Source organism: Kosakonia oryzae (assembly GCF_001658025.2).
Lineage (GTDB): Bacteria > Pseudomonadota > Gammaproteobacteria > Enterobacterales > Enterobacteriaceae > Kosakonia > Kosakonia oryzae.
The window spans coordinates 148,261-170,172 of record NZ_CP014007.2; the positions used below are offsets into that span (position 1 = coordinate 148,261).

At 53.4% G+C, this 21,912-nt stretch carries 19 protein-coding genes; 8 read left to right on the top strand and 11 right to left on the bottom strand.

Features of this window, described 5'->3' with window-relative positions; genetic code table 11:
- Positions 1-44 precede the first annotated feature (44 nt).
- The 4 genes from xylR to xylF form a co-directional block, all read right to left on the bottom strand.
- Positions 45-1,223: a D-xylose utilization transcriptional activator XylR gene (gene xylR, locus AWR26_RS00710; protein WP_064562820.1), complete on the bottom strand. Its 1,179-nt coding sequence runs from the start codon at positions 1,221-1,223 to the stop codon at positions 45-47.
- A 102-nt stretch (positions 1,224-1,325) separates the two neighbouring features.
- Positions 1,326-2,507 (bottom strand): xylose ABC transporter permease XylH, encoded by a 1,182-nt coding sequence (xylH, locus tag AWR26_RS00715; protein ID WP_035886766.1) that lies wholly within the window; start codon positions 2,505-2,507, stop codon positions 1,326-1,328.
- Positions 2,485-4,026 carry a xylose ABC transporter ATP-binding protein gene (locus tag AWR26_RS00720; protein ID WP_064562822.1) on the bottom strand — a complete coding sequence of 514 codons (1,542 nt, stop codon included), beginning with the start codon at positions 4,024-4,026 and terminating at the stop codon, positions 2,485-2,487. The genes xylH and AWR26_RS00720 overlap by 23 nt, the downstream gene beginning before the upstream one ends.
- A gap of 86 nt (positions 4,027-4,112) precedes the next feature.
- Complete coding sequence (gene xylF / locus AWR26_RS00725) at positions 4,113-5,105, bottom strand: D-xylose ABC transporter substrate-binding protein (RefSeq protein WP_064562825.1); 993 nt, start codon at positions 5,103-5,105, stop codon at positions 4,113-4,115.
- 349 nt (positions 5,106-5,454) lie between these two features.
- Here xylF and xylA point away from each other — a divergent pair, with 349 nt between their 5' ends.
- The 4 genes from xylA to AWR26_RS00745 all read left to right on the top strand — a co-directional run bounded on the left by xylA (position 5,455) and on the right by AWR26_RS00745 (position 9,860).
- Complete coding sequence (xylA, locus tag AWR26_RS00730; RefSeq protein ID WP_043956120.1) at positions 5,455-6,777, top strand: xylose isomerase; 1,323 nt, start codon at positions 5,455-5,457, stop codon at positions 6,775-6,777.
- A gap of 50 nt (positions 6,778-6,827) precedes the next feature.
- Positions 6,828-8,282, top strand: coding sequence for a xylulokinase (gene xylB, locus AWR26_RS00735; protein ID WP_064562827.1), 1,455 nt, complete (start codon positions 6,828-6,830; stop codon positions 8,280-8,282).
- Between the two features lie 121 nt (positions 8,283-8,403).
- Positions 8,404-8,940, top strand: a complete 537-nt coding sequence (locus tag AWR26_RS00740) for an isochorismatase family protein (RefSeq protein ID WP_064562830.1) — start codon at positions 8,404-8,406, stop codon at positions 8,938-8,940.
- On the top strand, positions 8,940-9,860 hold the full coding sequence (locus AWR26_RS00745; RefSeq protein WP_064562833.1) for a GlxA family transcriptional regulator: 921 nt from the start codon (positions 8,940-8,942) through the stop codon (positions 9,858-9,860). The genes AWR26_RS00740 and AWR26_RS00745 overlap by 1 nt, the downstream gene beginning before the upstream one ends.
- Here AWR26_RS00745 and AWR26_RS00750 read toward each other — a convergent pair.
- Positions 9,853-10,848, bottom strand: coding sequence for an acyltransferase (locus tag AWR26_RS00750; protein ID WP_064562836.1), 996 nt, complete (start codon positions 10,846-10,848; stop codon positions 9,853-9,855). The genes AWR26_RS00745 and AWR26_RS00750 overlap by 8 nt on opposite strands.
- Before the next feature lie 168 nt (positions 10,849-11,016).
- On the opposite strand from AWR26_RS00750, the gene AWR26_RS00755 reads away from it, so the two are divergent.
- The 3 genes from AWR26_RS00755 (at position 11,017) to glyS (ending at position 14,443) form a co-directional block, all read left to right on the top strand.
- Positions 11,017-11,316, top strand: coding sequence for a YsaB family lipoprotein (locus tag AWR26_RS00755; protein WP_064562838.1), 300 nt, complete (start codon positions 11,017-11,019; stop codon positions 11,314-11,316).
- Positions 11,317-11,452: 136 nt separating this feature from the next.
- The gene (gene glyQ / locus AWR26_RS00760) at positions 11,453-12,364 is read left to right on the top strand and encodes a glycine--tRNA ligase subunit alpha (RefSeq protein WP_035886762.1); all 912 of its coding nucleotides are present in this window, start codon (positions 11,453-11,455) and stop codon (positions 12,362-12,364) included.
- 9 nt (positions 12,365-12,373) lie between these two features.
- Entirely contained in the window at positions 12,374-14,443 is a 2,070-nt protein-coding gene (gene glyS, locus AWR26_RS00765) for a glycine--tRNA ligase subunit beta (protein ID WP_064562841.1), read from the top strand.
- Between the two features lie 69 nt (positions 14,444-14,512).
- Here the strand turns inward: glyS and AWR26_RS00770 are convergent, their stop codons facing one another.
- The 3 genes from AWR26_RS00770 to AWR26_RS00780 form a co-directional block, all read right to left on the bottom strand.
- Entirely contained in the window at positions 14,513-16,630 is a 2,118-nt protein-coding gene (locus AWR26_RS00770; RefSeq protein ID WP_407658769.1) for a peptidase domain-containing ABC transporter, read from the bottom strand.
- Positions 16,617-17,891 carry an HlyD family secretion protein gene (locus tag AWR26_RS00775; protein WP_064562847.1) on the bottom strand — a complete coding sequence of 425 codons (1,275 nt, stop codon included), beginning with the start codon at positions 17,889-17,891 and terminating at the stop codon, positions 16,617-16,619. The genes AWR26_RS00770 and AWR26_RS00775 overlap by 14 nt, the downstream gene beginning before the upstream one ends.
- A 262-nt stretch (positions 17,892-18,153) precedes the next feature.
- Entirely contained in the window at positions 18,154-18,354 is a 201-nt protein-coding gene (locus AWR26_RS00780; protein WP_064562850.1) for a hypothetical protein, read from the bottom strand.
- A 635-nt stretch (positions 18,355-18,989) separates the two neighbouring features.
- Here AWR26_RS00780 and AWR26_RS00785 point away from each other — a divergent pair.
- Positions 18,990-19,700 (top strand): hypothetical protein, encoded by a 711-nt coding sequence (locus AWR26_RS00785; protein ID WP_139227964.1) that lies wholly within the window; start codon positions 18,990-18,992, stop codon positions 19,698-19,700.
- A gap of 225 nt (positions 19,701-19,925) precedes the next feature.
- Here the strand turns inward: AWR26_RS00785 and AWR26_RS00790 are convergent, their stop codons facing one another.
- Genes AWR26_RS00790 through AWR26_RS00800 form a run of 3 tightly spaced genes read right to left on the bottom strand, consistent with a single transcriptional unit; the run spans position 19,926 to position 21,891 of the window.
- Entirely contained in the window at positions 19,926-20,882 is a 957-nt protein-coding gene (locus AWR26_RS00790; protein WP_064562856.1) for a GGDEF domain-containing protein, read from the bottom strand.
- A 2-nt stretch (positions 20,883-20,884) separates the two neighbouring features.
- Positions 20,885-21,523 (bottom strand): chemotaxis protein CheC, encoded by a 639-nt coding sequence (locus tag AWR26_RS00795; RefSeq protein WP_043956131.1) that lies wholly within the window; start codon positions 21,521-21,523, stop codon positions 20,885-20,887.
- Positions 21,520-21,891: a response regulator gene (locus AWR26_RS00800; protein WP_064562859.1), complete on the bottom strand. Its 372-nt coding sequence runs from the start codon at positions 21,889-21,891 to the stop codon at positions 21,520-21,522. Before AWR26_RS00800 ends, AWR26_RS00795 begins: the two co-directional genes overlap by 4 nt.
- Positions 21,892-21,912: the final 21 nt, after the last annotated feature.

A 21,912-nucleotide genomic window follows, 5' to 3' on the forward strand; every position in this document is an offset into this window, starting at 1 on the left:
GCTGCTAAAACGCCTTCCCTGTGGAAGGCGTTTTTCTTTGCACGCTATATCAGTACTTCGCTGTAGCGGTCGCGGTAGTCTTTCGGCGTGCTGTCGTACTCTTTTCGGAAGACAGAATAGAAATATTGCAGCGACGGATAGCCGCACATTTGTGAAATCTCGTTGATCGAGAGCGACGTTGAAATCAGCAGGCTGCGCGCTTTTTCCAGTTTCTCCGCGTGGATCACCGCGTGGATGGTTTCCCCCACTTCCTCTTTAAAGCGCTTCTCCAGATTGGAACGCGAAATACCGACAGCATCCAGCACCTGATCAACCTTGATCCCCTTGCAGGCATGATTGCGGATGTAGTGCATCGCCTGGATAACCGCTGGATCGTTCAGCGACCGGTAATCAGTCGAACGTCGTTCCACTACCCTCACCGGCGGCACCAGCAGCCGCTGAAGCGGCAGGTTTTCGCTATCCAGCAGACGATGCAGTAATTTCGCCGCCTGATAGCCCATCTGCCGCGTACCCTGCGCCACGGAAGAGAGCGCGACGCGGGAGAGGTAGCGGGTCAGTTCTTCATTATCGATGCCAATGACGCACAGCTTTTCCGGCACCGGAATATGCAGATGGTCGCACACTTGCAGAACGTGGCGGGCGCGGGCGTCGGTAACGGCAATGATGCCGGTTTGCGGCGGCAGCGTTTGTAGCCAGTCGGCGAGCCGGTTCTGCGCGTGCTGCCAGTTTTCTGGCGCGGTGGTCAGCCCCTGATAGACCACGCCGCGGTATTTCTCCTGCGCAACAAGCCGGCAAAAAGCATATTCACGTTCCGCAGCCCAGCGCTTACCGCTGGAAGCGGGCAGGCCGTAAAAAGCAAAACGGTGTACGCCTTTCTCTTTCAAATGCAGGAATGCGCTCTCAACCAGCGCGTGATTGTCGGTGGCGATGTAATGGACCGCAGGGTAGCTTTCCGGCGTGTGATAGGAGCCGCCAACACCGACGATCGGGACGTCAACATCGGCCAGTACCTGTTCTATTTCCGGGTCGTCGTAATCGGCAATTACACCGTCGCCAACCCACTCTTTAATATTTTCAATGCGTGCGCGGAAATCTTCCTCGATAAAGATATCCCACTCGGATTGCGACGCCTGCAAATACTCGCCGACACCCTCGACAACCTGGCGGTCATAGGCTTTATTCGCATTAAATAACAGCGTGATGCGATGGCGTTTTTCAAACATGTCTCTATGATTCCTGGCTTTCGACCTGTTCTGATTATCATATTCAGGACACTGCCGGATAAAAAAGATCCGGCAGTGTGATCGCGCCTGTATTCACTCCTTTCAGGCCCGGCGTTTGGTCGCGGAATCCATCCACACCGCCAGCAGTAAAATCGCACCTTTGACGATGTATTGCCAGAAGGTGGGCACATCCATCATGCTCATGCCGTTATCCAGCGAAGCCATAATAAACGCCCCCATTACGGCACCCGCAACGCTACCGATCCCGCCTGCGAGGCTGGTGCCGCCAATGACACAGGCGGCAATGGCGTCCAGCTCGGCGATATTCCCGGCCGAAGGCGAACCCGCGCCGAGGCGTGAGCTGAGGATTAACCCGGCGATTGCCACCATTAATCCGTTGATGGCGAATACCGCCAGCTTGGTACGTTCAACGTTGATACCGGAAAGCCGGGCCGCTTCCAGGTTGCCGCCGATGGCGTAAATCCGGCGGCCAAACGCGGTTCGCGTAGCCATAAACATCCCGGCCAGCAGCAGAAACGCCAGCAGCAGCACCGGTGTAGGAACGCCGCGATAATCATTGAGCAGCCAGATAGCACCCAGCACAATCACTGCGATAAGCGCCTGACGGCCAATCGCGCTGGTGGAGGCGGGTGTTGCGAGGCCGAGCGACTGGCGGCGCAACCGCCCGCGCCATTGCCAGAGCACAAACACCACCATGCCCAGAACGCCGACGCCGAAACCGACGCCGTCTGGCAGGTAGCTCTGGCCGATTTGCGACATCGCCGCGCTGGTGGGAGAAACCGTGGTGCCGTTGGTGATGCCGATTAACACGCCGCGAAATGCCAGCATACCGGCCAGGGTGACGATGAATGACGGCACCTTGCGGTAGGCCACCCACCAGCCGTTCCATGCGCCCAGCAACAGACCGAGCACCAGCGTTACTGCCACTGTGAGCGGCAGCGGCCAGCCAAGCCAGACATCAAAAATCGCCGCTGCGCCGCCGAGCAGGCCCATCATTGAACCCACGGAGAGGTCAATTTCAGCGGAAATAATGACGAACACCATGCCGACCGCCAGAATGCCGGTGATGGCGGTTTGGCGTAGCAGGTTAGAGATATTGCGCGCGCTCAGGTAAGCGCCATCGGTCATACCGGTGAAAAACAGCATGATCACCACAATGGCAGCGATCATGACAAAGACCTGTAAGTTGAGGGATTTCAGACCGGAAAATACGCCCGGTGAGACCGTGGATAGCTTCATTTCAGACGGGTTGCTTTTCGACATGATGTTCGCTCCTCAGTGCCGCTTCCATGACCTGCTCCTGGGTCAGATTACGATTGATAAGATCGGCTTTCAGCTTGCCTTCATGCATCACCAACACCCGGTCGCTTAAGCCCAGTACTTCAGGCAGTTCGGATGAGATAACGATGACGGCAATCCCTTGCTGCACCAGTTGGTTAATGAGTTTGTAGATTTCATACTTCGCGCCGATATCAATACCGCGCGTTGGCTCGTCGAGGATTAAAATGCGCGGGTTGAGCAGCAGGCAGCGGGCCAGAATCGCTTTTTGCTGATTGCCGCCGCTGAGGCGACCGATGGCGAGCGCTGGCGATGAGGTTTTCACTTTCAGCCGCTGTAGAGACTGTAAAATGCAGGCCTGCTCTGCGGCATCGTCCAGGCTGCTGAGCACGCCGGTAAACTGATCCAGCGCCGCAAGGGTAATATTTTTCCCCACCGGCATAACCGGCACGATGCCATCTTTTTTGCGATCTTCCGGCACCATCGCAATGCCATGCGCAATGGCCTGCTGGCAGTTGTGGATCTCCACCTGTTTGCCATTAAGGTAAATCGTACCCTCCCAGCGGCCAGGCCACACGCCGAACAGGCACTGTACGGCTTCGGTTCTGCCTGCGCCGACTAACCCGGCGATACCGAGGATTTCGCCGCGTTTCAGGCTGAAGGAGACATCGTTAACGCGTTTAATATGGCGATTAACCGGGTGCCAGGCGGTCAGATGTTCAACGCGCAGAATCTCCGCGCCGGTAGTATGCGGCTCGCTGGGATAAAGCGCCGTCAGCTCGCGACCAACCATCATGGTGATGATGTCATCTTCGCTCATGCCCGTCGCATCGCGGGTGCCGATATGTTTGCCATCGCGAATGACGCAAATCACGTCGGATATCGCTTTGACTTCATTGAGTTTGTGGGAAATGTAGATACAGGCGATATCGTGGTTGCGCAGGTCGCGAATGATATCCAGCAACACCGCGGTTTCCTGTTCGGTAAGCGAGGCCGTCGGCTCATCCAGAATAAGCAGCCGCACCTGCTTATTCAGCGCTTTGGCAATCTCCACCAGTTGCTGCTGCCCCAGCCCTAAATCGCCCACCCGGGTGTCCGGAGAAATGGCCAGGCTCACCTGCTTAAGGAGTTTTTCGCAGCGCAATGTCATCAGGTCGTAATCCATCACGCCGTTACGGGTGATTTCTGTACCGAGGAAGATATTTTCCAGCACCGTCAGGTGCTTCACCAGCGCCAGTTCCTGGTGAATGATAGCGATACCTTTACGTTCGGTGTCGCGGATATGGCTGGCCTGCAAGGTTTCGCCGGCAAACACGATCTCCCCGTCGTAGCTGCCCGCCGGGTAGATCCCGCACAGGACTTTCATCAGTGTTGATTTACCGGAACCATTCTCGCCGCACAGTGATAACACTTCGCCGGCATTCAATCGCAGGCTGACATTATCAATGGCTTTCACAGCACCAAAGGCTTTGGTGATGTTTTTCATTTCGAGTAAATAAGGCATAGCTGCTCCACGTCATGTGCTGGTCTGACAACGCCTGAAAGAGGAGGCGGAGGGCGCGCCCGCAATGGAGAGGCGCGCCGAACGTGCTAGAGCTGGTTTTTCTGATGGAAACCATCTTTGATGACGGTGGCGTCGATATTGTCTTTCGTCACCTCAATTGGCGTCAGCAAGCGGGACGGAACATCCTTCAGACCGTTGTTGAGCGTGGTATCTGCTTTCGGCTGCTGGCCGTTGCCCAGTTCGACGGCAATTTCCGCCGCCGTGTTGGCAAGCTGCGTAATCGGCTTGTAGACGGTCATGGTCTGGCTGCCGTTAATCAGCCGTTTTACCCCGGCGAGATCCGCATCCTGGCCGGAGATAGCGACTTTGCCTGCCAGCCCCTGGGCGCTAAGCGCCTGGATTGCGCCGCCAGCGGTGGCATCATTTGAGGCGACGACAGCATCGATTTTGTTGTTGTTAGCGGTGAGCGCGTTTTCCATTATTTTCAGCGCATTTTCCGGCAGCCAGCCATCGACCCATTGATCGCCGACAATTTTAATTTTTCCGCTATCGATATACGGTTTTAAAACTTTCATCTGCCCGGCGCGGAACAACTTGGCGTTATTATCCACCGGTGAGCCGCCCATTAAAAAGTAATTCCCTTGCGGCACTTTCTTGACCAGGCTTTGCGCCTGTAATTCCCCAACTTTTTCATTGTCGAAGGAAATGTAGAAATCGATGTCGGCATTATTAATCATGCGATCGTAAGCCAGAACTTTAATTCCTTCCTGTTTGGCTTCTTTTATTACGTTACTTAATACCTGACCGTTGTAGGGAATAATAACCAGCACATCAACGCCACGGTTTATCATATTTTCAATTTGCGACATTTGTGTTTCTTCATTGCCATTGGCGGACTGAACAAACACATCAGCGCCGAGCGATTCGGCTTTTTTAACAAAAATATCGCGATCTTTTTGCCAGCGTTCAAGGCGCAGATCGTCAATCGCCATGCCAATCTTCACTTCTTTGGCGTGGCCAACGGTGCTGGCAAGGAGCAGGGAGGCGCAGAGTGTAAGGCAAAGGTTCTTTATCTTCATAATAGTAATACCTTTCGTAGGGTGATGAGCGAGATAAAAGAAACATGCAATGCTTTGGACGAGCAAATTTTTAACACGGAACGTTAAGTTGGCAATTACTGATTTTTATCCACGCATTACGTTTTTTGGTTTATTTGCTGATTTATGACCGCGATCTTATTTTAAAAAAAGCAAAACCGATTTTGCATAAAAAAGAGGAAGGCGATACGCAACAATTGTCGGCGTTATTTTGCGAGCCAGCGCACGTTTGTGCATTCTCTTAATAGCGGTGTGAAATAACGTAATTGAGCAAGCCAGAGAGAGAATCCAGTATTACTTCAGAATTGTTCACTCGCCAATGGAGCTCATTATGCAAGCTTATTTCGATCAGCTGGATCGGGTTCGTTATGAAGGCCCAAAAACCACGAATCCTTTAGCGTTTCGTCATTACAATCCGGATGAGCTAGTGCTCGGTAAGCGCATGGAAGATCACCTGCGTTTTGCCGCCTGCTACTGGCACACTTTCTGCTGGAATGGCGCGGATATGTTCGGTGTGGGCTCTTTCGATCGCCCGTGGCAGCATCCTGGCGAGGCCATGGAACAGGCGAAACGCAAAGCTGATGTCGCTTTTGAGTTTTTTCATAAGCTGAACGTTCCTTTTTACTGCTTCCATGACGTCGATGTCTCTCCTGAAGGCGCATCGCTGAAAGAGTACCTCAACAACTTTGCGCAGATGGTGGATGTGCTGGCTGAAAAACAGCAGCAGAGCGGCGTGAAGCTGCTGTGGGGCACGGCGAACTGCTTTACCAACCCGCGCTATGGCGCAGGCGCGGCGACCAATCCCGATCCGGAAGTCTTCAGTTGGGCCGCCACGCAGGTGGTGACGGCGATGAACGCCACCCATAAGCTCGGCGGCGAAAACTATGTGCTGTGGGGCGGGCGTGAAGGGTATGAAACCCTGCTGAACACCGATTTGCGCCAGGAGCGCGAACAAATCGGCCGCTTTATGCATATGGTGGTTGAGCACAAACACAAAATTGGTTTTCACGGCACGCTGCTTATTGAACCGAAACCGCAGGAACCGACCAAACATCAATACGATTATGACGCAGCCACTGTGTATGGCTTCCTGAAGCAGTTTGGTCTGGAGAAAGAGATCAAACTCAATATCGAAGCCAACCACGCCACGCTGGCGGGCCACTCTTTCCATCACGAAATCGCCACCGCCATTGCACTGGGGCTGTTCGGTTCGGTGGATGCGAACCGCGGCGACCCGCAGCTCGGCTGGGATACCGATCAGTTCCCGAACAGCGTGGAAGAGAATGCATTGGTGATGTATGAAATTCTCAAGGCTGGCGGTTTCACTACCGGTGGGCTGAACTTTGACGCCAAAGTGCGTCGCCAGAGCACCGATAAATATGACCTCTTCTACGGACATATCGGCGCAATGGATACCATGGCGCTGGCGCTGAAAGTGGCCGCTCGCATGGTGCAAGACGGCGAGCTGGATAAACGCGTTGCGAAGCGCTATGCCGGCTGGAATGGTGAGCTGGGCCAGCAAATTTTGCAGGGACAGCTTAGCCTGGCGGAGCTGGCGAAGTACGCTGAGCAACAGAACCTGGCGCCGCGCCATCAGAGCGGTCACCAGGAACAACTGGAAAATCTGGTTAATCATTACCTCTTCGACAAGTAACCGGTGCCGCGCCGCGGGCAACGCGGCGCGCATCAACAGGAGTGGTCACTATGTATATCGGGATCGATCTCGGCACCTCAGGCGTGAAAGCTATTCTGCTCGGTGAGCAGGGGGATGTGCTGGCCTCTCATACGGAAAAACTCAGCGTATCGCGCCCGCAGCCATTATGGTCCGAGCAGGATCCTGAACAGTGGTGGCAGGCAACGGATCGTGCGATTCAGGCGCTGGCCGCCGCGCATTCATTACAGCAGGTGAAGGCCATCGGGCTTGCCGGGCAGATGCACGGCGCCACGCTGCTGGATAACGAAAACCGCGTGCTACGCCCGGCCATTTTGTGGAATGACGGCCGCTGTGGCGAAGAGTGCAAACTGCTGGAAGCGCAGGTGAAAAATTCCCGCGCTATTACCGGCAACCTGATGATGCCTGGTTTCACCGCGCCGAAGCTGCTGTGGGTTCAGCGTCACGAGCCGGATGTCTTCGCCAGAGTCGCGAAAGTATTGCTACCCAAAGATTATCTGCGTCTGAAAATGTCCGGCGTTTTTGCCAGCGATATGTCGGATGCGGCGGGCACTATGTGGCTGGATGTCGCGAAGCGCGACTGGAGCGATGAGATGCTGGCGGCCTGCTCGCTCACCCGCGCACATATGCCTGCGCTGTTTGAAGGTAGCGAAATAACTGGCGAACTGCTGCCGGAGGTTGCCCGACGCTGGTCGATGCCCGTTGTTCCCGTGGTGGCGGGCGGCGGTGATAATGCGGCGGGTGCCGTGGGCGTGGGGATGGCCGATGCCGGGCAGGCAATGCTTTCGCTGGGGACGTCCGGTGTTTATTTCGCGGTCAGCGAAGGGTTTCTGAGCAAGCCGGAGAGCGCGGTACACAGCTTTTGCCACGCGTTGCCCGGGCGCTGGCACCTGATGTCGGTGATGCTTAGCGCGGCTTCCTGTCTGGACTGGGCAGCAAGGCTGACCGGGCTGGAATCGGTGCCCGCGCTGATTCATGCGGCGGAGCAGGCGGACGACAAGGCGGGCGATCTCTGGTTTTTGCCCTATCTTTCCGGCGAACGCACGCCGCACAACAACCCGCAGGCGAAGGGCGTTTTCTTTGGCCTGACGCATCAGCATGGGCAGGGCGAACTGGCGCGCGCGGTGCTGGAAGGCGTGGGTTATGCGCTGGCGGATGGTATGGATGTGGTGCATGCCTGCGGCGTGACGCCAAAGAGTATTACGCTTATCGGCGGCGGCGCACGCAGCGCCTGGTGGCGGCAAATGCTGGCGGATATCAGCGGCCTGCAACTCGATTACCGTACCGGTGGCGATGTTGGCCCGGCGCTGGGTGCGGCGCGGCTGGCGCAGGTCGCGGTGAACCCGGATGTTCCGCTGGCAACGCTGTTACCGCAGCTTCCCATTGAACAACAACACCTGCCGAACGCTGAACGTCATAATGGGTACGCTTCGCGTCGCGAGACGTTCCGGCGCATCTATCAGCAGCTGTTGCCGCTGATGTCCTGACCGTTCCGGCTCACTTTCTTCAGTGGGCCGGAATCACCCTGAGGTTGTCCTTTTTTGGTCTTAGCAGACGTAACACTCCTTGCCAGAATAGCGTTATCCCCACTGAGCAAGGAGTCCTGAAATGTCACGTACCGCCCTTATCAATATCGATACACAACAATCTTTCTTTCATCGTGAATACTGGCAGGAGAAGGATTTTCCTGCTTTCCAGCAGGCCATTTCTGCTCTGATTTCCGGCTGTGAAGCGCGCGGCATTCCGGTTGTCGATATCTTTCACGTTGCTGACAGCGGCCCCTTCTCGCTGGAGAGCGGTTTTGTTGCGCCGATGCCTTTTCTGACACATCAACCAGCCGTCACCTTTTACAAGCATGTGCACAATGCCTTTACCGATACTGGGCTGGATCACTGGCTGCGCGCGCGTGATATAAATCATCTGATTATTTGCGGTATTCGCACTGAACAGTGCTGCGAAACCACAACGCGCGTGGCGTCGGATTTGGGTTATCGTGTGACGTTTGTCAGCGAAGCGACGCTGACCTTCCCGATGACGCATAAAGGGATTACGCTGGATTGCGATGCGTTGCGCCATCGCACGGAAACAGTGCTGGAAGGCCGCTTCGCCACGATTAAAACCGTCCACGAAATTCTGGAACGCTAATGACGATAGATGTCTGGTTTGTGATGTTGCCGGGAGTGCTGGCGCTGGATATGGCCGGCCCGGCGGAAACATTCGTGCTGGCACAGGATGCTTTCCGCCTGCATTACATCGGGCCAGACGCCGAAGTGCCTACGTCGATTGGCCTGAATATGGGCAACATCTCGCCGCTACCGGAAACCTTGCCGGCAGGCAGTTTGCTGGTGTTGCCCGGCGTCAGCGATTCGGCGAATTTTTTCAACACGCCGCAGGCCAGTCTCGTACTGCACTGGCTGATGCGCCTGCAACCGCAGATCCACAACCAGAGCATTACCCTGATGTGCGTCTGTTCGGGCGCAGTGCTGGCGGCGAAAGCCGGGTTGTTGAGTGGCGTGCAGTGCACCACGCATCATGACGTGATTGCGCGATTAAAAGCGGCAGCGCCGACGGCGCAGGTGAAAGAGAACCGTATTTTTATTGAAGATCGCGGCATCTGGACCAGCGCAGGTATCACCTCCGGCATCGATCTGGCCTTACATTTGATCAACCGCCTGCGGGGGCCGGAAATGGCGCTGGCGGTAGCGCGTGAGATGGTGGTCTGGTTCCGCCGTTCCGGCGACGATCCGCAGATTTCTCCGTGGCTGCGTTACCGCAATCATCTTCACCCGGCAGTGCATCGGGCGCAGGATGCGCTCACCGCCGAGCCGCAAAAAGCATGGCAACTGGCGGATATCGCCGAATGCGCACATGTCAGCCCGCGCCATTTGACGCGCCTGTTCCAGCAACATCTGGGCATCAGCGTGCGCGACTACCTTGAACAGTTACGCCTGGTGATTGCTGAGCAGTGCTTGTTGCAGGGGCACGGCGCGGAGCAGGCGGCGCTGGCCGCCGGGTTCTCTTCGCCGCGCCAGTTGCACCGGGCGCGGTCGCGAATGGCTAGCTAACGAAACGCCGTCGGTCGAGGCGCTGAACCAGCATCGACAGCGCCAGGCTTGCCAGCAGCGTGGCGACAAAAATCCACACGATATCGAGTAGCGGCCAGCCGCGCAGCTCCACGCCGCGCGTGCGCAGCGCATGGATAATGAGCGCGTGGAAACCGTAAATCCCCAGCGAGTGGCGCGAAATCAGCGTCAGGCCCGGCAGCGTGCGATCGTTCAGCGTATTTTTAACCAGCGTGAACAGTGCGATGGCGCAGAGGAACACTAACGGACCGCAGTAAAGATACCAGGTGTCGGCAAAGTTGCCGCGCCACTTCAGCTCGTGCAGCGTCCCGCGTGAAATTCCCCAGACCGCCAGCAAAAAGATCGCCGCGCTGAAAAGCGTCAACTGCCGTCTTTGCGTCTCCATCATACCGATCGCCCGACCCAGCATGCCGTAAAGGATGTAGTAAAACGTGTCGCCGTTAATGTAGAGGTTGATGGGCAACCATTCGAAATGGCCGATCTTCTGCGACACCGTATTCGGGTTGGCCACAATGCCAATGACCACGACCAGCGCCAGCAGCATTTTGCCGCTGAGCGCTTTCACCTGAATCAACGGCGAAACCAGGTAGATAACGATAATCGCGAAGAAAAACCACAGATGGTAGAACACCGGTTTTTGCAGCAGGTAACGTAGAGATAACTCGCTGTTAATCGAGGTAAAAAGGACGATATAGAGCAGGGCGATAAGGCTGTAAAACACCAGGCACAGTGCAATGCGCAGGAAATGACGCGGCTGTGCGCTGCGTTCGCCAAAAAAGAGATAACCCGAAATCATAAAAAACAGCGGCACGCTGACGCGGGAGGCGGAATTCAGCAGATTCGCGACATTCCAGTCGAAAGTGGTAATGCTGGCCGGGTTGGTAATGTACCAGGTGGTGGTATGGATCATCACCACCATCAAACAGGCTATCCCTCGCAGATTATCTATCCAGTAAATTTTCGACTGCATCAGTTCCTCTGTTTTAACGTTAAATATCCTCTGACCTGCCGTTTATCCACCTGACGCTCTGGATAATTCTGAGTTTTCCCGCACCCGCTTGTGCAGTTTTTCACAGATTTGCAAAACTAGTACTCTTACCTTTAAAAATAACAGCCAGCGAACAGGGCAGTGATAAAAATGATGAAATCTCTCATACCGATGTTGCTGCTGTTAGTGGCAGGATGCAGCGCCGCGCCGGGCACGCCCGTGCAGCGCGCGCAAAACGCCAGACCGGATCCGGTTCGCTCCCTCGATATGGAGCAGTTATGTCGGCAAAACGCCGCGCATCGCTACAATACCGCAGCGCAAAAAATTGCCGTTACCGGTTTTGAACAGTTTCGCGGCAGCTACGAAATGCATGGTATGACACCCCGTAGCGAGGCGTTTGTCTGTGCTTTTGACGTAGAAGGCCAGTTTCTACATCTTTCGATGCGCTAAGCGTTCAGAACGCGGCCCGCGGCCGTGTGAATTTCCCAATTTTCCTTAAACACCTCCGTTTCATACTGTATATCTTGCAGTCAGCGGGTATACTGGGCGCTTCCTTTAAATCCACACGTATCCAGCACGAAAGAATATGCAAAAGTTTGATACCAGGACCTTTCAGGGTCTGATCCTGACCTTACAGGATTATTGGGCCCGTCAGGGCTGCACCATCGTTCAACCTCTGGACATGGAAGTTGGCGCCGGTACCTCCCACCCGATGACCAGTCTACGCGCGCTGGGGCCAGAACCGATGGCGACGGCCTATGTCCAGCCATCCCGCCGCCCGACCGATGGCCGTTATGGCGAAAACCCGAACCGCTTACAGCACTATTACCAGTTCCAGGTGGTGATTAAACCTTCCCCGGATAACATTCAGGAGCTGTACCTCGGGTCACTGAAAGAGCTGGGTATGGATCCGACGATTCACGATATTCGTTTCGTGGAAGATAACTGGGAAAACCCGACGCTGGGCGCCTGGGGGCTCGGCTGGGAAGTGTGGCTGAACGGCATGGAAGTGACGCAGTTCACTTACTTCCAGCAGGTAGGCGGTCTGGAGTGCAAACCGGTTACCGGTGAGATCACGTACGGTCTGGAACGTCTGGCGATGTACATTCAGGGCGTAGACAGCGTTTACGACCTGGTCTGGAGCGACGGCCCGCTGGGTAAAACCACTTACGGCGATGTTTTCCATCAGAACGAAGTGGAGCAGTCCACTTACAACTTTGAATACGCAGACGTCGACTTCCTGTTTAGCTGCTTCGAGCAGTATGAAAAAGAAGCGCAGAAGCTGCTGGCGCTGGAAAACCCGCTGCCGCTGCCTGCGTACGAACGTATTCTGAAAGCCGCCCATAGCTTCAACCTGCTGGATGCGCGTAAAGCCATCTCCGTAACGGAACGCCAGCGTTATATCCTGCGTATCCGCACGCTGACCAAAGCAGTCGCTGAAGCGTATTACGCTTCCCGTGAAGCCCTTGGCTTCCCGATGTGCAACAGAAATAAATAAGAGGCGGCCATGTCTGAGAAAACATTCCTGGTGGAAATCGGCACCGAAGAGCTGCCACCAAAAGCACTGCGCAGCCTGGCCGAGTCCTTCGCTGCCAACTTTACCGCTGAACTGGATGCCGCGGGCCTGGCTCACGGCGACGTACAGTGGTTTGCCGCGCCGCGCCGTCTGGCGCTGAAAGTGGCAAAACTTGCTGCATCGCAGCCGGATCGCGAAGTTGAAAAACGCGGCCCGGCGATTGCGCAGGCGTTTGATGCCGAAGGCAAACCAAGCAAAGCCGCAGAAGGTTGGGCGCGTGGTTGCGGTATTACCGTCGATCAGGCCGAGCGTCTGACCACCGACAAAGGCGAGTGGCTGCTCTATCGCGCCCATGTGAAAGGTGAAAGCGTCGAAACGCTGCTGCCGAACATGGTTGCCACCTCGCTTGCTAAGCTGCCGATCCCGAAACTGATGCGCTGGGGCGCGTCGGAAGTGACGTTTGTGCGTCCGGTGCACACCGTTACACTGCTGCTGGGTGACACCGTTGTTCCGGCGACGATTCTGGGCATCGATTCCGATCGTGTGATCCGTGGCCATCGCTTTATGGGCGAGCCGGAATTCACGATCGATAATGCCGATCAGTATCCGCAAATTCTGCTTGAGCGCGGCAAAGTGATTGCTGATTACGATGCGCGTAAAGCCAAAATCAAAGCGGATGCCATCGATGCAGCGCGCAAAATCGGCGGTAATGCCGATCTGAGCGACAGCCTGCTGGAAGAGGTCACTTCGCTGGTGGAATGGCCGGTAGTGCTGACGGCGAAGTTCGAAGAGAAATTCCTCGCGGTTCCGGCGGAAGCGCTGGTCTACACCATGAAAGGCGACCAGAAGTACTTCCCGGTTTACAGTAACGACGGCAAACTGCTGCCGAACTTTATCTTCGTCGCCAACATCGAATCGAAAGATCCGCAGCAGATTATCTCCGGTAACGAGAAAGTGGTGCGCCCGCGTCTGGCGGATGCCGAGTTCTTCTTTAATACCGACCGTAAAAAACGCCTTGAGGATCATCTGCCGCGCCTGCAAACCGTGCTGTTCCAGCAGCATCTGGGCACGCTGCGCGACAAAACCGACCGCATTCAGGCGCTGGCGGGCTGGATCGCCGGGCAGATTGGCGCTGACGTCAATCACGCCACCCGCGCGGGTTTGCTCTCCAAGTGCGATCTGATGACTAACATGGTGTTTGAATTTACCGACACCCAGGGCGTGATGGGCATGCACTATGCGCGTCACGACGGCGAAGCAGAAGATGTTGCCGTGGCGCTTAACGAGCAGTATCAGCCGCGTTTCGCCGGTGATGAACTGCCGTCGAACCCGATTGCCTGTGCGCTGGCGATTGCTGACAAGATGGACACGCTGGCGGGTATCTTTGGTATCGGCCAGCATCCAAAAGGCGATAAAGACCCGTTCGCGCTGCGCCGTGCCGCGCTGGGCGTGCTGCGTATTATCGTTGAGAAGAACCTGGCGCTGGATCTGCAAACGCTGACCGAAGAAGCGGTGCGTCTGTACGGTGACAAGCTGACCAACGCTAACGTGGTTGATGATGTGATCGACTTTATGCTGGGTCGCTTCCGCGCCTGGTATCAGGACGAAGGTTTCAGCGTTGACACCATTCAGGCCGTACTGGCGCGCCGCCCGACCAAACCGGCGGACTTCGATGCGCGTATGAAGGCGGTTTCGCACTTCCGTACCCTGGAAGAAGCGGCGGCGCTGGCGGCAGCCAACAAGCGTGTCTCCAACATTCTGGCGAAGTCTGATGAAACGCTGAACGATATCGTTCATGCCTCGGTGCTGAAAGAAGCGGCCGAAATCAAACTGGCCGGTAATCTGGTGGTGCTGCGCGATAAGCTGGAGCCGTTCTTTGCAGAAGGTCGCTATCAGGAAGCGCTGATCGAACTGGCGCAACTGCGTGAGCCGGTCGATGAGTTCTTCGAGAAGGTAATGGTAAACGCCGACGACAAAGACGTGCGTATTAACCGCCTGACGCTGCTGGCGAAACTGCGTGAACTGTTCCTGCAGGTAGCGGATATTTCTCTGCTGCAGTAATACCGCGGTAATATTTTTGCCCGATCACATTGAGGATGCCTGGTGCATCCTCAATTTTTTTGGTGCTACTTATTTTCCCCGATCTAAATCAATTACCCGGTCTGCGGATGCAATAGTGGAAGGGCGGTGAGCAATAATAACCCGCGTTATGCGCAATGATTTGATGGCGGTGTTGATCTGCGCTTCGTTTACCGTATCCAGATGGCTGGTGGCTTCATCGAGAAATAAAATTGATGGTCGGCGATATAATGCCCGGGCGATCAATAACCGTTGTTTCTGTCCGCCGGACAAACTGCCGCCCAGCTCGCTGATCAATGTCTGATACCCCATCGGCATGCGAAGAATATCTTCGTGAATATTGCTTAGCTGTGCGCAGTGTTGCATCCATTTTTCATCAGGCTGCGGATCAAACGCGCTGATATTATCTGCAACGGAACCGGCCAGCAGCGAATCGTCCTGTAATACACAAGCAATACAAGCGCGATAATTACGCAGCCCTGTGGTTCGTATGTTCATGCCATTGATATGTACTTCACCGGTTGTGGGTTGTAAAAGGCCAGCCATAATTTTCAATAACGTAGTTTTTCCTCTGCCGGAGGGGCCAATAATCGCCACGCTTTCGCCGGCGTTTATTTCTATGTGCAGCTCACTAAACAGAGGGGGAACAAAAGGATCATACTGAAAAGATAAATTGTGTAGGGTTAGCGTTGCGGGTTCCCCTGGTGCCAGCAGTTGACGGGTATGTTCACTGAGGGGGCTTTCCGCTTCGGCATGGGCGATATCCGCCACGCGTTCTTTATGCAGGGAAAGCATGCGTAACTGAAGCAGCATATTCAGTAAATTATTGGCGCGATCGGCAAACTGCCCGCGATAGGTATTAAACGCCACAAACATACCCAACGTTAGCTGTCCGTCTATTACCTGATGTGCACCCAGCCACAGTAAAGCAATTTGCTCAAGCGCGGCGATCAGGATATTTCCTCCGCTAAATAACATCTCATAACGAGTTTTGCGTACTGTCGCATTAGCGCTTTCAACGTTGAGATTTATCCAATGCTGGGCGCGTTGTTTATCCAGCCCCAGCGCTTTAATGGTATTAATGCTGTACAACGTTTCCATAAAATGCGAGCCAGCGCGGGCCTCGCGAACAATTAATTCCTCTGAAGCCCGGCGCCAGGCCGGATAAGTCATCAGGCGGAACCCTCCCCATGCGAGGAAAAAAGCCAGCACAATCCACAGCAGCCAGCCGCCATATAACAGCATCATCACTATCAGCCCGACAAGCATAATCCCGTCCATAATCGCGCTGACGACATTGTTGGTGAGCGTGGTTCTTAATATTCCAAGCGAAGAGAAACGCGACTGAATATCCCCCAGTCGGCGTTTCTCAAAATAAGCTAATGGCAGGGATAACATGCGCTCAAATAATCCGGCCTTCCACTGTATATCTATGAGCGTGCTCGCCACCAGAGAAGTCCAGCCTCTGAGCATACTGATGCCGGTTCTGAACAGCACAAAAAAAAGCAGCCCCAGACATATTAAGGTCAATAAACTTGTGTCGTTTGCCGGAATAGCATGATCCATAATTAGCTGCATGCCTGCTGGCAACAATAAACCGCAAGATTCAACCAATATTGAATAACAGAAGAGTTTGGTCAGTGTAATAGCAAACCCGGCAATACGGCCGGTGAGCGTACTCAGACGGAGCCGGTTGCGTGGTTGCTGCTCCTGTTTCATCTCACCCGCAGGCCACAGCTCCAGAGCCACACCGGTGAAATGCAGCGACACCTCTTTCATGCCCATAATCCGTCGCCCGGCCGCCGGATCGTGGATGACCACCTTTCCCCGGCGAATCGCGGCCAGCACGACAAAATGATTCAGATCCCAGTGCAAAATGCAGGGCAGTTTCAGCGCGGGGAGGTTATCCATATCCAACTGCAGGGCGCGGGATTTCATGCCAATCGACGCAGCGGTATCCATCACCATGCGCAGAGTGGCACCACGGATAGAAAAACCGCCATATTGGCGTAAGTTACGGACATCCGTCGGCAGGTTATACCAGTCAGCAATCATTGCCAGCGAAACAAGCCCGCACTCTGCTGTTTCCGTTTGCAGCAGTACCGGCATTCGGTGTCGCAGCGTTAAATGCAGGCGGGAAAGTAGTTGTTTTATTTCAGGCTTTGTCACTAACTGGCTCCGAAATGCTGTTTTTCAGCGTGTAATAGGGATAGAACATCCATTGATATAACGGACGTTTTTCCAGAAAAAGGGTGGCCTGCGCCTGCATTCCGCTGACCAGCGGCAGCCTTTTTCCCCGCCACTGTAGTTTTTCTTTATCCACCGCTACCACGGCCTTGAACCATATTTTGCCTGGTGATTGCGGTATGCTGGCGCGTTTTCTCAGCTCTGATCCCGTTACCGGCGCCGACGATACGGAAATGATTTTCCCCGGGAATTGTCCATATTTTTCCGCAGGATAGGCGGCATAACGGATATTAATGTCTTCTCCGGGTTTGATATAAGGCACGCTGTCATCCGGCAGCCACAGCACCAGATGAAACAGGATTCCCGTGGAAGGAACCAGCTGCACGACTTCATCTCCGGCGGCAACCATTTGTCCCTGCGTGATATTTAAGGACGAAACATGGCCCGCTGCGGGCGCGGTAATAAGACGGGTTTTACTCACGTTCGCTTCAGCCAGTTGTCGCTTAATATCTGCCTGTTGCAGAAGGTAGCGCGATTTCTGTTCATCAAACTGAGCGGCGCGGGTTACCAGATCGCTGCGCAGAGAATTTATCTGCATATCCTGCTGAACAATCTGCGAGCTGAGGCTATTCCAGACGCTCATCTGCTGATAAAAAAGGTAGCGCTGATTGTTTTGCTGGTCTGTTGTAACCAGCCCCTGACTGCGATATCGCTCATAGTCCTTCATGCTGGAGCGCATGGCATTAACGCCTTCAGCAGAGATGTCTACCATGGACACGGTTTTTTGCCGTTCGATCGATAGCTGATCCAGCTGTTTTTGCAGGCTTTCCAGTGTGACGTGCTGGTTGTAATCGATGTTTCTTAGCGCCTTATCAATCTGCACGGATTGATTTTCCAGTACAGCCAGCGTGGTGGAACTGAGGTTGCCGGAAGGCGATGTTTTACTGACATCCAGTTCATAAAGAGCAGCACCGGCGCGGACTGTTTGCCCCGGTGTGATAAAAACACGGGCAATAACCCCTTCTTCGGGGGCGAATAAATCAGTGGTGTGCGGCCAGGAGTTGATTTCACCGCTGACATTAACTTGCCTGGTATAATTACCGTAAATTAAAAACAGTAATAATGCGGCGATAAATAACAGCGTCACTGCGATCGTCAACCAGACTGGCCAGCCGGTTAATAATAATACCTGCCCGGATTGATGTGATCGGATATTTTCGGCAACTTCTTTACGAAAAAGCATAACTGTTACGTCCCTGCTTAATTTCTGAATTGACAGAGTGCTGGCATAATATTGGCAAAGCGTTCTCTTGCGACTCTGCTTGTATTTAATTTGCGTGCCATATTCATTTTTAATCTCACGATAAATTAAACATAACAAGACTGTAATAGTGTAAAAGGTAATATTATGCAGTACGCAAAAATAATCCTTGCAATATTTTTGCAGTGTTTTATTCCAGCAATTATTGGCCCGGCCAGTGAAAACCAGCCGGGCAGTCGGTTATTTACGGCAGGGTTGAGACAATGCCGCCTACTGTACCAAGGATGTCATCAACAGCACCGGTAACTGCGCCAACAACCGGAATGCCTTCCGTCGGCTCAAGTGCGTCCCCTATACCACTAATTACACCGCCTGCTATGGGGCCAAGACCTGCACCAGAAACCATATCCAATTCTTCTGCATTCAGTTCGCGTACAGTATTCATTTTAGACCTCATTGATAATTAACCATATTAAGGTGAAGGCATTGCTGATTAAGATGTGAATAGATAACTCAACAATGCGCAAAGAAAATGTACACTATTTTTCTGGTATCAGAAGGCAGAATAAGAATATGCCTAATATATTTGTGTTTTATTTTAAAATCAAAAGGATAAAGGTCTGTTTTTATTGTTTTTTATATTTTCGTAGGATGTGGTTAATAACGTCTTTAATAATATATCAGTTATCATTCAGAGCGTTATCTGCGTTAACGTAAAAAGTTTCTTGAAATTAATCATTATGTCTGAGTACAAATATAGGATAATTCACATTGTTCATTTTTTTGATAATTAATTTGATTGTTTTGATATTCAAAGAGTTGATGGCCTGCCAGATGTTCGCCTGTTTCTTATTTATTGGAAATACATCGGTTTTATGTTTTTTATAGCGTTGGTCGCTTTTTTATTTTTTATTTTCCTGGTTTTTATAGGGGTATTCTTCAGGGAATGTATGAATTACGTGTAAAAGATAATGTTAATACGCTCAATCATAAGTTTTTTTGGAACTTTTTAATGGCTTTGCCCACTCATAAAATTAAATGGGGCTGCATAAATAGCACCCTTTTTCGGAGATAACGGCTATGAATACTATTGCCCAGGGTTTGCGTCAGTTGTGCTGTATTTCCCCATCAGCGGAAGAGTCCACAGAACTTCAACAGACATCGGCGGTAAGAACAGCTTCGCAACATGAAGTGTCTGCGACAGTGTCAAATCCATCACAGAATCTGGCGGTAGATTTACCGGCAAGCGAAAATATTCACGCAATTTCAGCAGAAAAAAGAAATTTATATGCCGGTTCATTTCATTTTCGTCATCCCCGGCATGGAAATATTGAAATTTTTCGTCTGGCAAAAAGCAATACGCAAAATACCCTGGACTTTAAAATAAACTTGTCAGGGAAGGGGGTTGAATCGTCTTATCTTCAGCGTATGTACGTGGCCGATCGCGACGGCAATTACAATAACGCCTCGACGTTAGGCTATTCGGATATCTTTTTGCCAATAGAAATGCAGCACAGAGGCATCATTTATTTATTACATTTTGCGGCAGCAGAAAGTGCCCTGCGCCTTGGTGTCGATAAATTTGTTGTCGATAATGCGGTCAGTGCAGAGATGCATAAGGTTTGCCAAAATCTCGGATTAAATGCAGATGGCGTCGGATTTGGCTATTATTCTGGCGCAGCGGAGGGCGTGAAAGAACGCTGCATCGACTATATGCATACGAAAGGCTGGATGCATATGCCTGAAGTTATGCCAACCGCCCTGGCTGACATACAAAAAGGCTGGCGATAAGCATAAGGTATTTCGCTTAATGCCGATTTCTCATTTCTCATCTCACTACGCGCTGCAATCCCCGGTAATAAGCGGGTAAAAAGAGGGGCATAGAAAAGTATGATCTACTGGTTATGCTAATAAATCAGCCGATCGTCTTTATGCCCGTTCGTTCATTGTGTCAGAAATTGTCTTAGCGCCGTTTCACCACCACTGCCGGAGCGGGTTTTTTATAGCCCGACGCCATCAGCTCTTAACCGGTCGCGGTTGTCGGGTGGCGGATTTTACGCGCACCGTATTGCGACCTGCGCGTTTGGCCACGTACAGCGCATCATCAGCGCTCTGAATAAGCTGGCCGTATTCTGTGTGCTGTTGCTGGTTGTGGCTGGCGACACCAATGCTCACGCTGACGATGCCGTCTGGCGAGTTGGCATGGGGCAAATCCAGCAGTTGAACGCTGGTGCGTAACCGTTCGGCGATTTCCACCGCATCGGCGGAGCGCGTTTCCGGCAGCAGGGCGCAGAACTCTTCGCCGCCATAGCGAAACAGAATGTCGTTCGGGCGATCCAGCGCATTACGCATGGCATTCGCGATCTGTTGCAGACATTCATCTCCGCGCTGGTGGCCGTAGCAATCGTTATAGCGTTTGAAGTGATCGACATCGATAAGCAGCAGCGACAGCGATTTGTTGTTGCGCTTGCTGGCGCGCCATTCGCGATCAATGCAGAGATCGAAGTAACGCCGGTTGCCTACACCGGTAAGACCGTCCGACAGCGATTGTGATAACAGCTCATGCGCCTGGTCGCGCAGCAGGGATTCGCGGCGGACTGCGGCCGTAACATCCACAATCTGGATCAGGCAAAACCGTTCAGCATCACCCAGCGGGACAATCGTTACGGCCTGGCTCAACCGGGCGGCAGGCCGCGCCGGTTCGGCATAAAGCGGAAATGGAGAACGGTGCAGCGACTGCGACAGCAGGGCTGATAAATTGTGACCAATTGCCTGATGGATAGCATCGCCAACGCGGTGATACAGCAAATCAGGAAAGACAGTAAAAAAATCCTCCCCCAGCGTTTCGCTGGCGGCAAGACCGGTATGGGCTTCCAGCCAGGCGTTCCACAACGTAATGCGGTATTGCGCATCAACGATGATTACGCCGAGGCTGAGCGCAGAGAATGCATCCAGTAACAACTTATCTTTCATGATTACATTCCGTCGGGAACACAACCGGACTCAATGCGGTTGATATAAAGCCGGATTTGCTCACGTAAGTCTTGCAGCGCGGACATATCAAGGATAAACGCGAGATACCCCTGAATTTGCTGGCGCTCCAGCGCAAAATCGATGCGCAGCATCATCACTATCGGATCGTTTTCATCTTTGTCCGGATTGAGGATCTCCTTGCTGGTGCCGACGCGCACCTCGGGCAGCGAGCCCTGTAGCTCTTTCTGGAACATGTTCGCCAGCGTGCCAACACAGGCGTTGAGCACAATATTACCGATTTCGCTCATCGCTTCGCGTTCCATCTCTCCCAGTTCGTGGGCGGGGATCAGATCGCCAACCATCATGCGCACGATTTCAAAACTGGCGGCTTCCGGAAACATCAGAATCGCTTCCGTGGCATACGCGCCCTCATAATACTGGCTGATACCAAACAGCGAGACGCCTGCACCCAGCTCGTCGGCGGCTTCCGAGCGGGTAGTAAAGCGGATGGTCGGCACCGACATGCGTACTTCTTCATTGACGATATTGCTCATCGCTGCGGCCGCATGGCCGACGCCAATGTTGAAGATCTCCATCAGGCTGTCAGCTTCGATATCGCTGATATCCGTCAGCGCGTTCATGAGTTCGTCTCCAGGCTGTTCAGCAATGCATGGAGCTGCGGCTCTTTCAGCGGTTTCGGCAGGAAGCCAAGGCCAAGTTCTTCGGCGACGGCTTGCACGGAATGCTGCACATTGGCTGTGAGCAGAACAATGTGGGTTTGCGGGTGGCTTTTACGAATGCGCGAAGCCGTCTCCAGCCCGCCAATGCCCGGCATATTAACGTCCAGCAAGATCAGATACGGCGCCGTTGTTGCAGCCAGAGCGATCGCTTCTTCGCCCGTGCCGGCCTCGTCAATTTTCCAGTCGTTATGCAGATTTGTGACAAACTGCCGTGAAATCATGCGCGACAGGCGGCTGTCGTCAACAATCAGAATATATCGGGACATCATTCATTCTCTTTTAGTGGTTCG

Bases quoted from the DNA above. Each gene is read 5' to 3' on its own strand.
- xylR (WP_064562820.1), bottom strand. From the start codon at position 1,223: ATGTTTGAAAAACGCCATCGCATCACGCTGTTATTTAATGCGAATAAA.
- xylH (WP_035886766.1), bottom strand. From the start codon at position 2,507: ATGTCGAAAAGCAACCCGTCTGAAATGAAGCTATCCACGGTCTCACCG.
- AWR26_RS00720 (WP_064562822.1), bottom strand. From the start codon at position 4,026: ATGCCTTATTTACTCGAAATGAAAAACATCACCAAAGCCTTTGGTGCT.
- xylF (WP_064562825.1), bottom strand. From the start codon at position 5,105: ATGAAGATAAAGAACCTTTGCCTTACACTCTGCGCCTCCCTGCTCCTT.
- xylA (WP_043956120.1), top strand. From the start codon at position 5,455: ATGCAAGCTTATTTCGATCAGCTGGATCGGGTTCGTTATGAAGGCCCA.
- xylB (WP_064562827.1), top strand. From the start codon at position 6,828: ATGTATATCGGGATCGATCTCGGCACCTCAGGCGTGAAAGCTATTCTG.
- AWR26_RS00740 (WP_064562830.1), top strand. From the start codon at position 8,404: ATGTCACGTACCGCCCTTATCAATATCGATACACAACAATCTTTCTTT.
- AWR26_RS00745 (WP_064562833.1), top strand. From the start codon at position 8,940: ATGACGATAGATGTCTGGTTTGTGATGTTGCCGGGAGTGCTGGCGCTG.
- AWR26_RS00750 (WP_064562836.1), bottom strand. From the start codon at position 10,848: ATGCAGTCGAAAATTTACTGGATAGATAATCTGCGAGGGATAGCCTGT.
- AWR26_RS00755 (WP_064562838.1), top strand. From the start codon at position 11,017: ATGATGAAATCTCTCATACCGATGTTGCTGCTGTTAGTGGCAGGATGC.
- glyQ (WP_035886762.1), top strand. From the start codon at position 11,453: ATGCAAAAGTTTGATACCAGGACCTTTCAGGGTCTGATCCTGACCTTA.
- glyS (WP_064562841.1), top strand. From the start codon at position 12,374: ATGTCTGAGAAAACATTCCTGGTGGAAATCGGCACCGAAGAGCTGCCA.
- AWR26_RS00775 (WP_064562847.1), bottom strand. From the start codon at position 17,891: ATGCTTTTTCGTAAAGAAGTTGCCGAAAATATCCGATCACATCAATCC.
- AWR26_RS00780 (WP_064562850.1), bottom strand. From the start codon at position 18,354: ATGAATACTGTACGCGAACTGAATGCAGAAGAATTGGATATGGTTTCT.
- AWR26_RS00785 (WP_139227964.1), top strand. From the start codon at position 18,990: ATGAATACTATTGCCCAGGGTTTGCGTCAGTTGTGCTGTATTTCCCCA.
- AWR26_RS00790 (WP_064562856.1), bottom strand. From the start codon at position 20,882: ATGAAAGATAAGTTGTTACTGGATGCATTCTCTGCGCTCAGCCTCGGC.
- AWR26_RS00795 (WP_043956131.1), bottom strand. From the start codon at position 21,523: ATGAACGCGCTGACGGATATCAGCGATATCGAAGCTGACAGCCTGATG.
- AWR26_RS00800 (WP_064562859.1), bottom strand. From the start codon at position 21,891: ATGATGTCCCGATATATTCTGATTGTTGACGACAGCCGCCTGTCGCGC.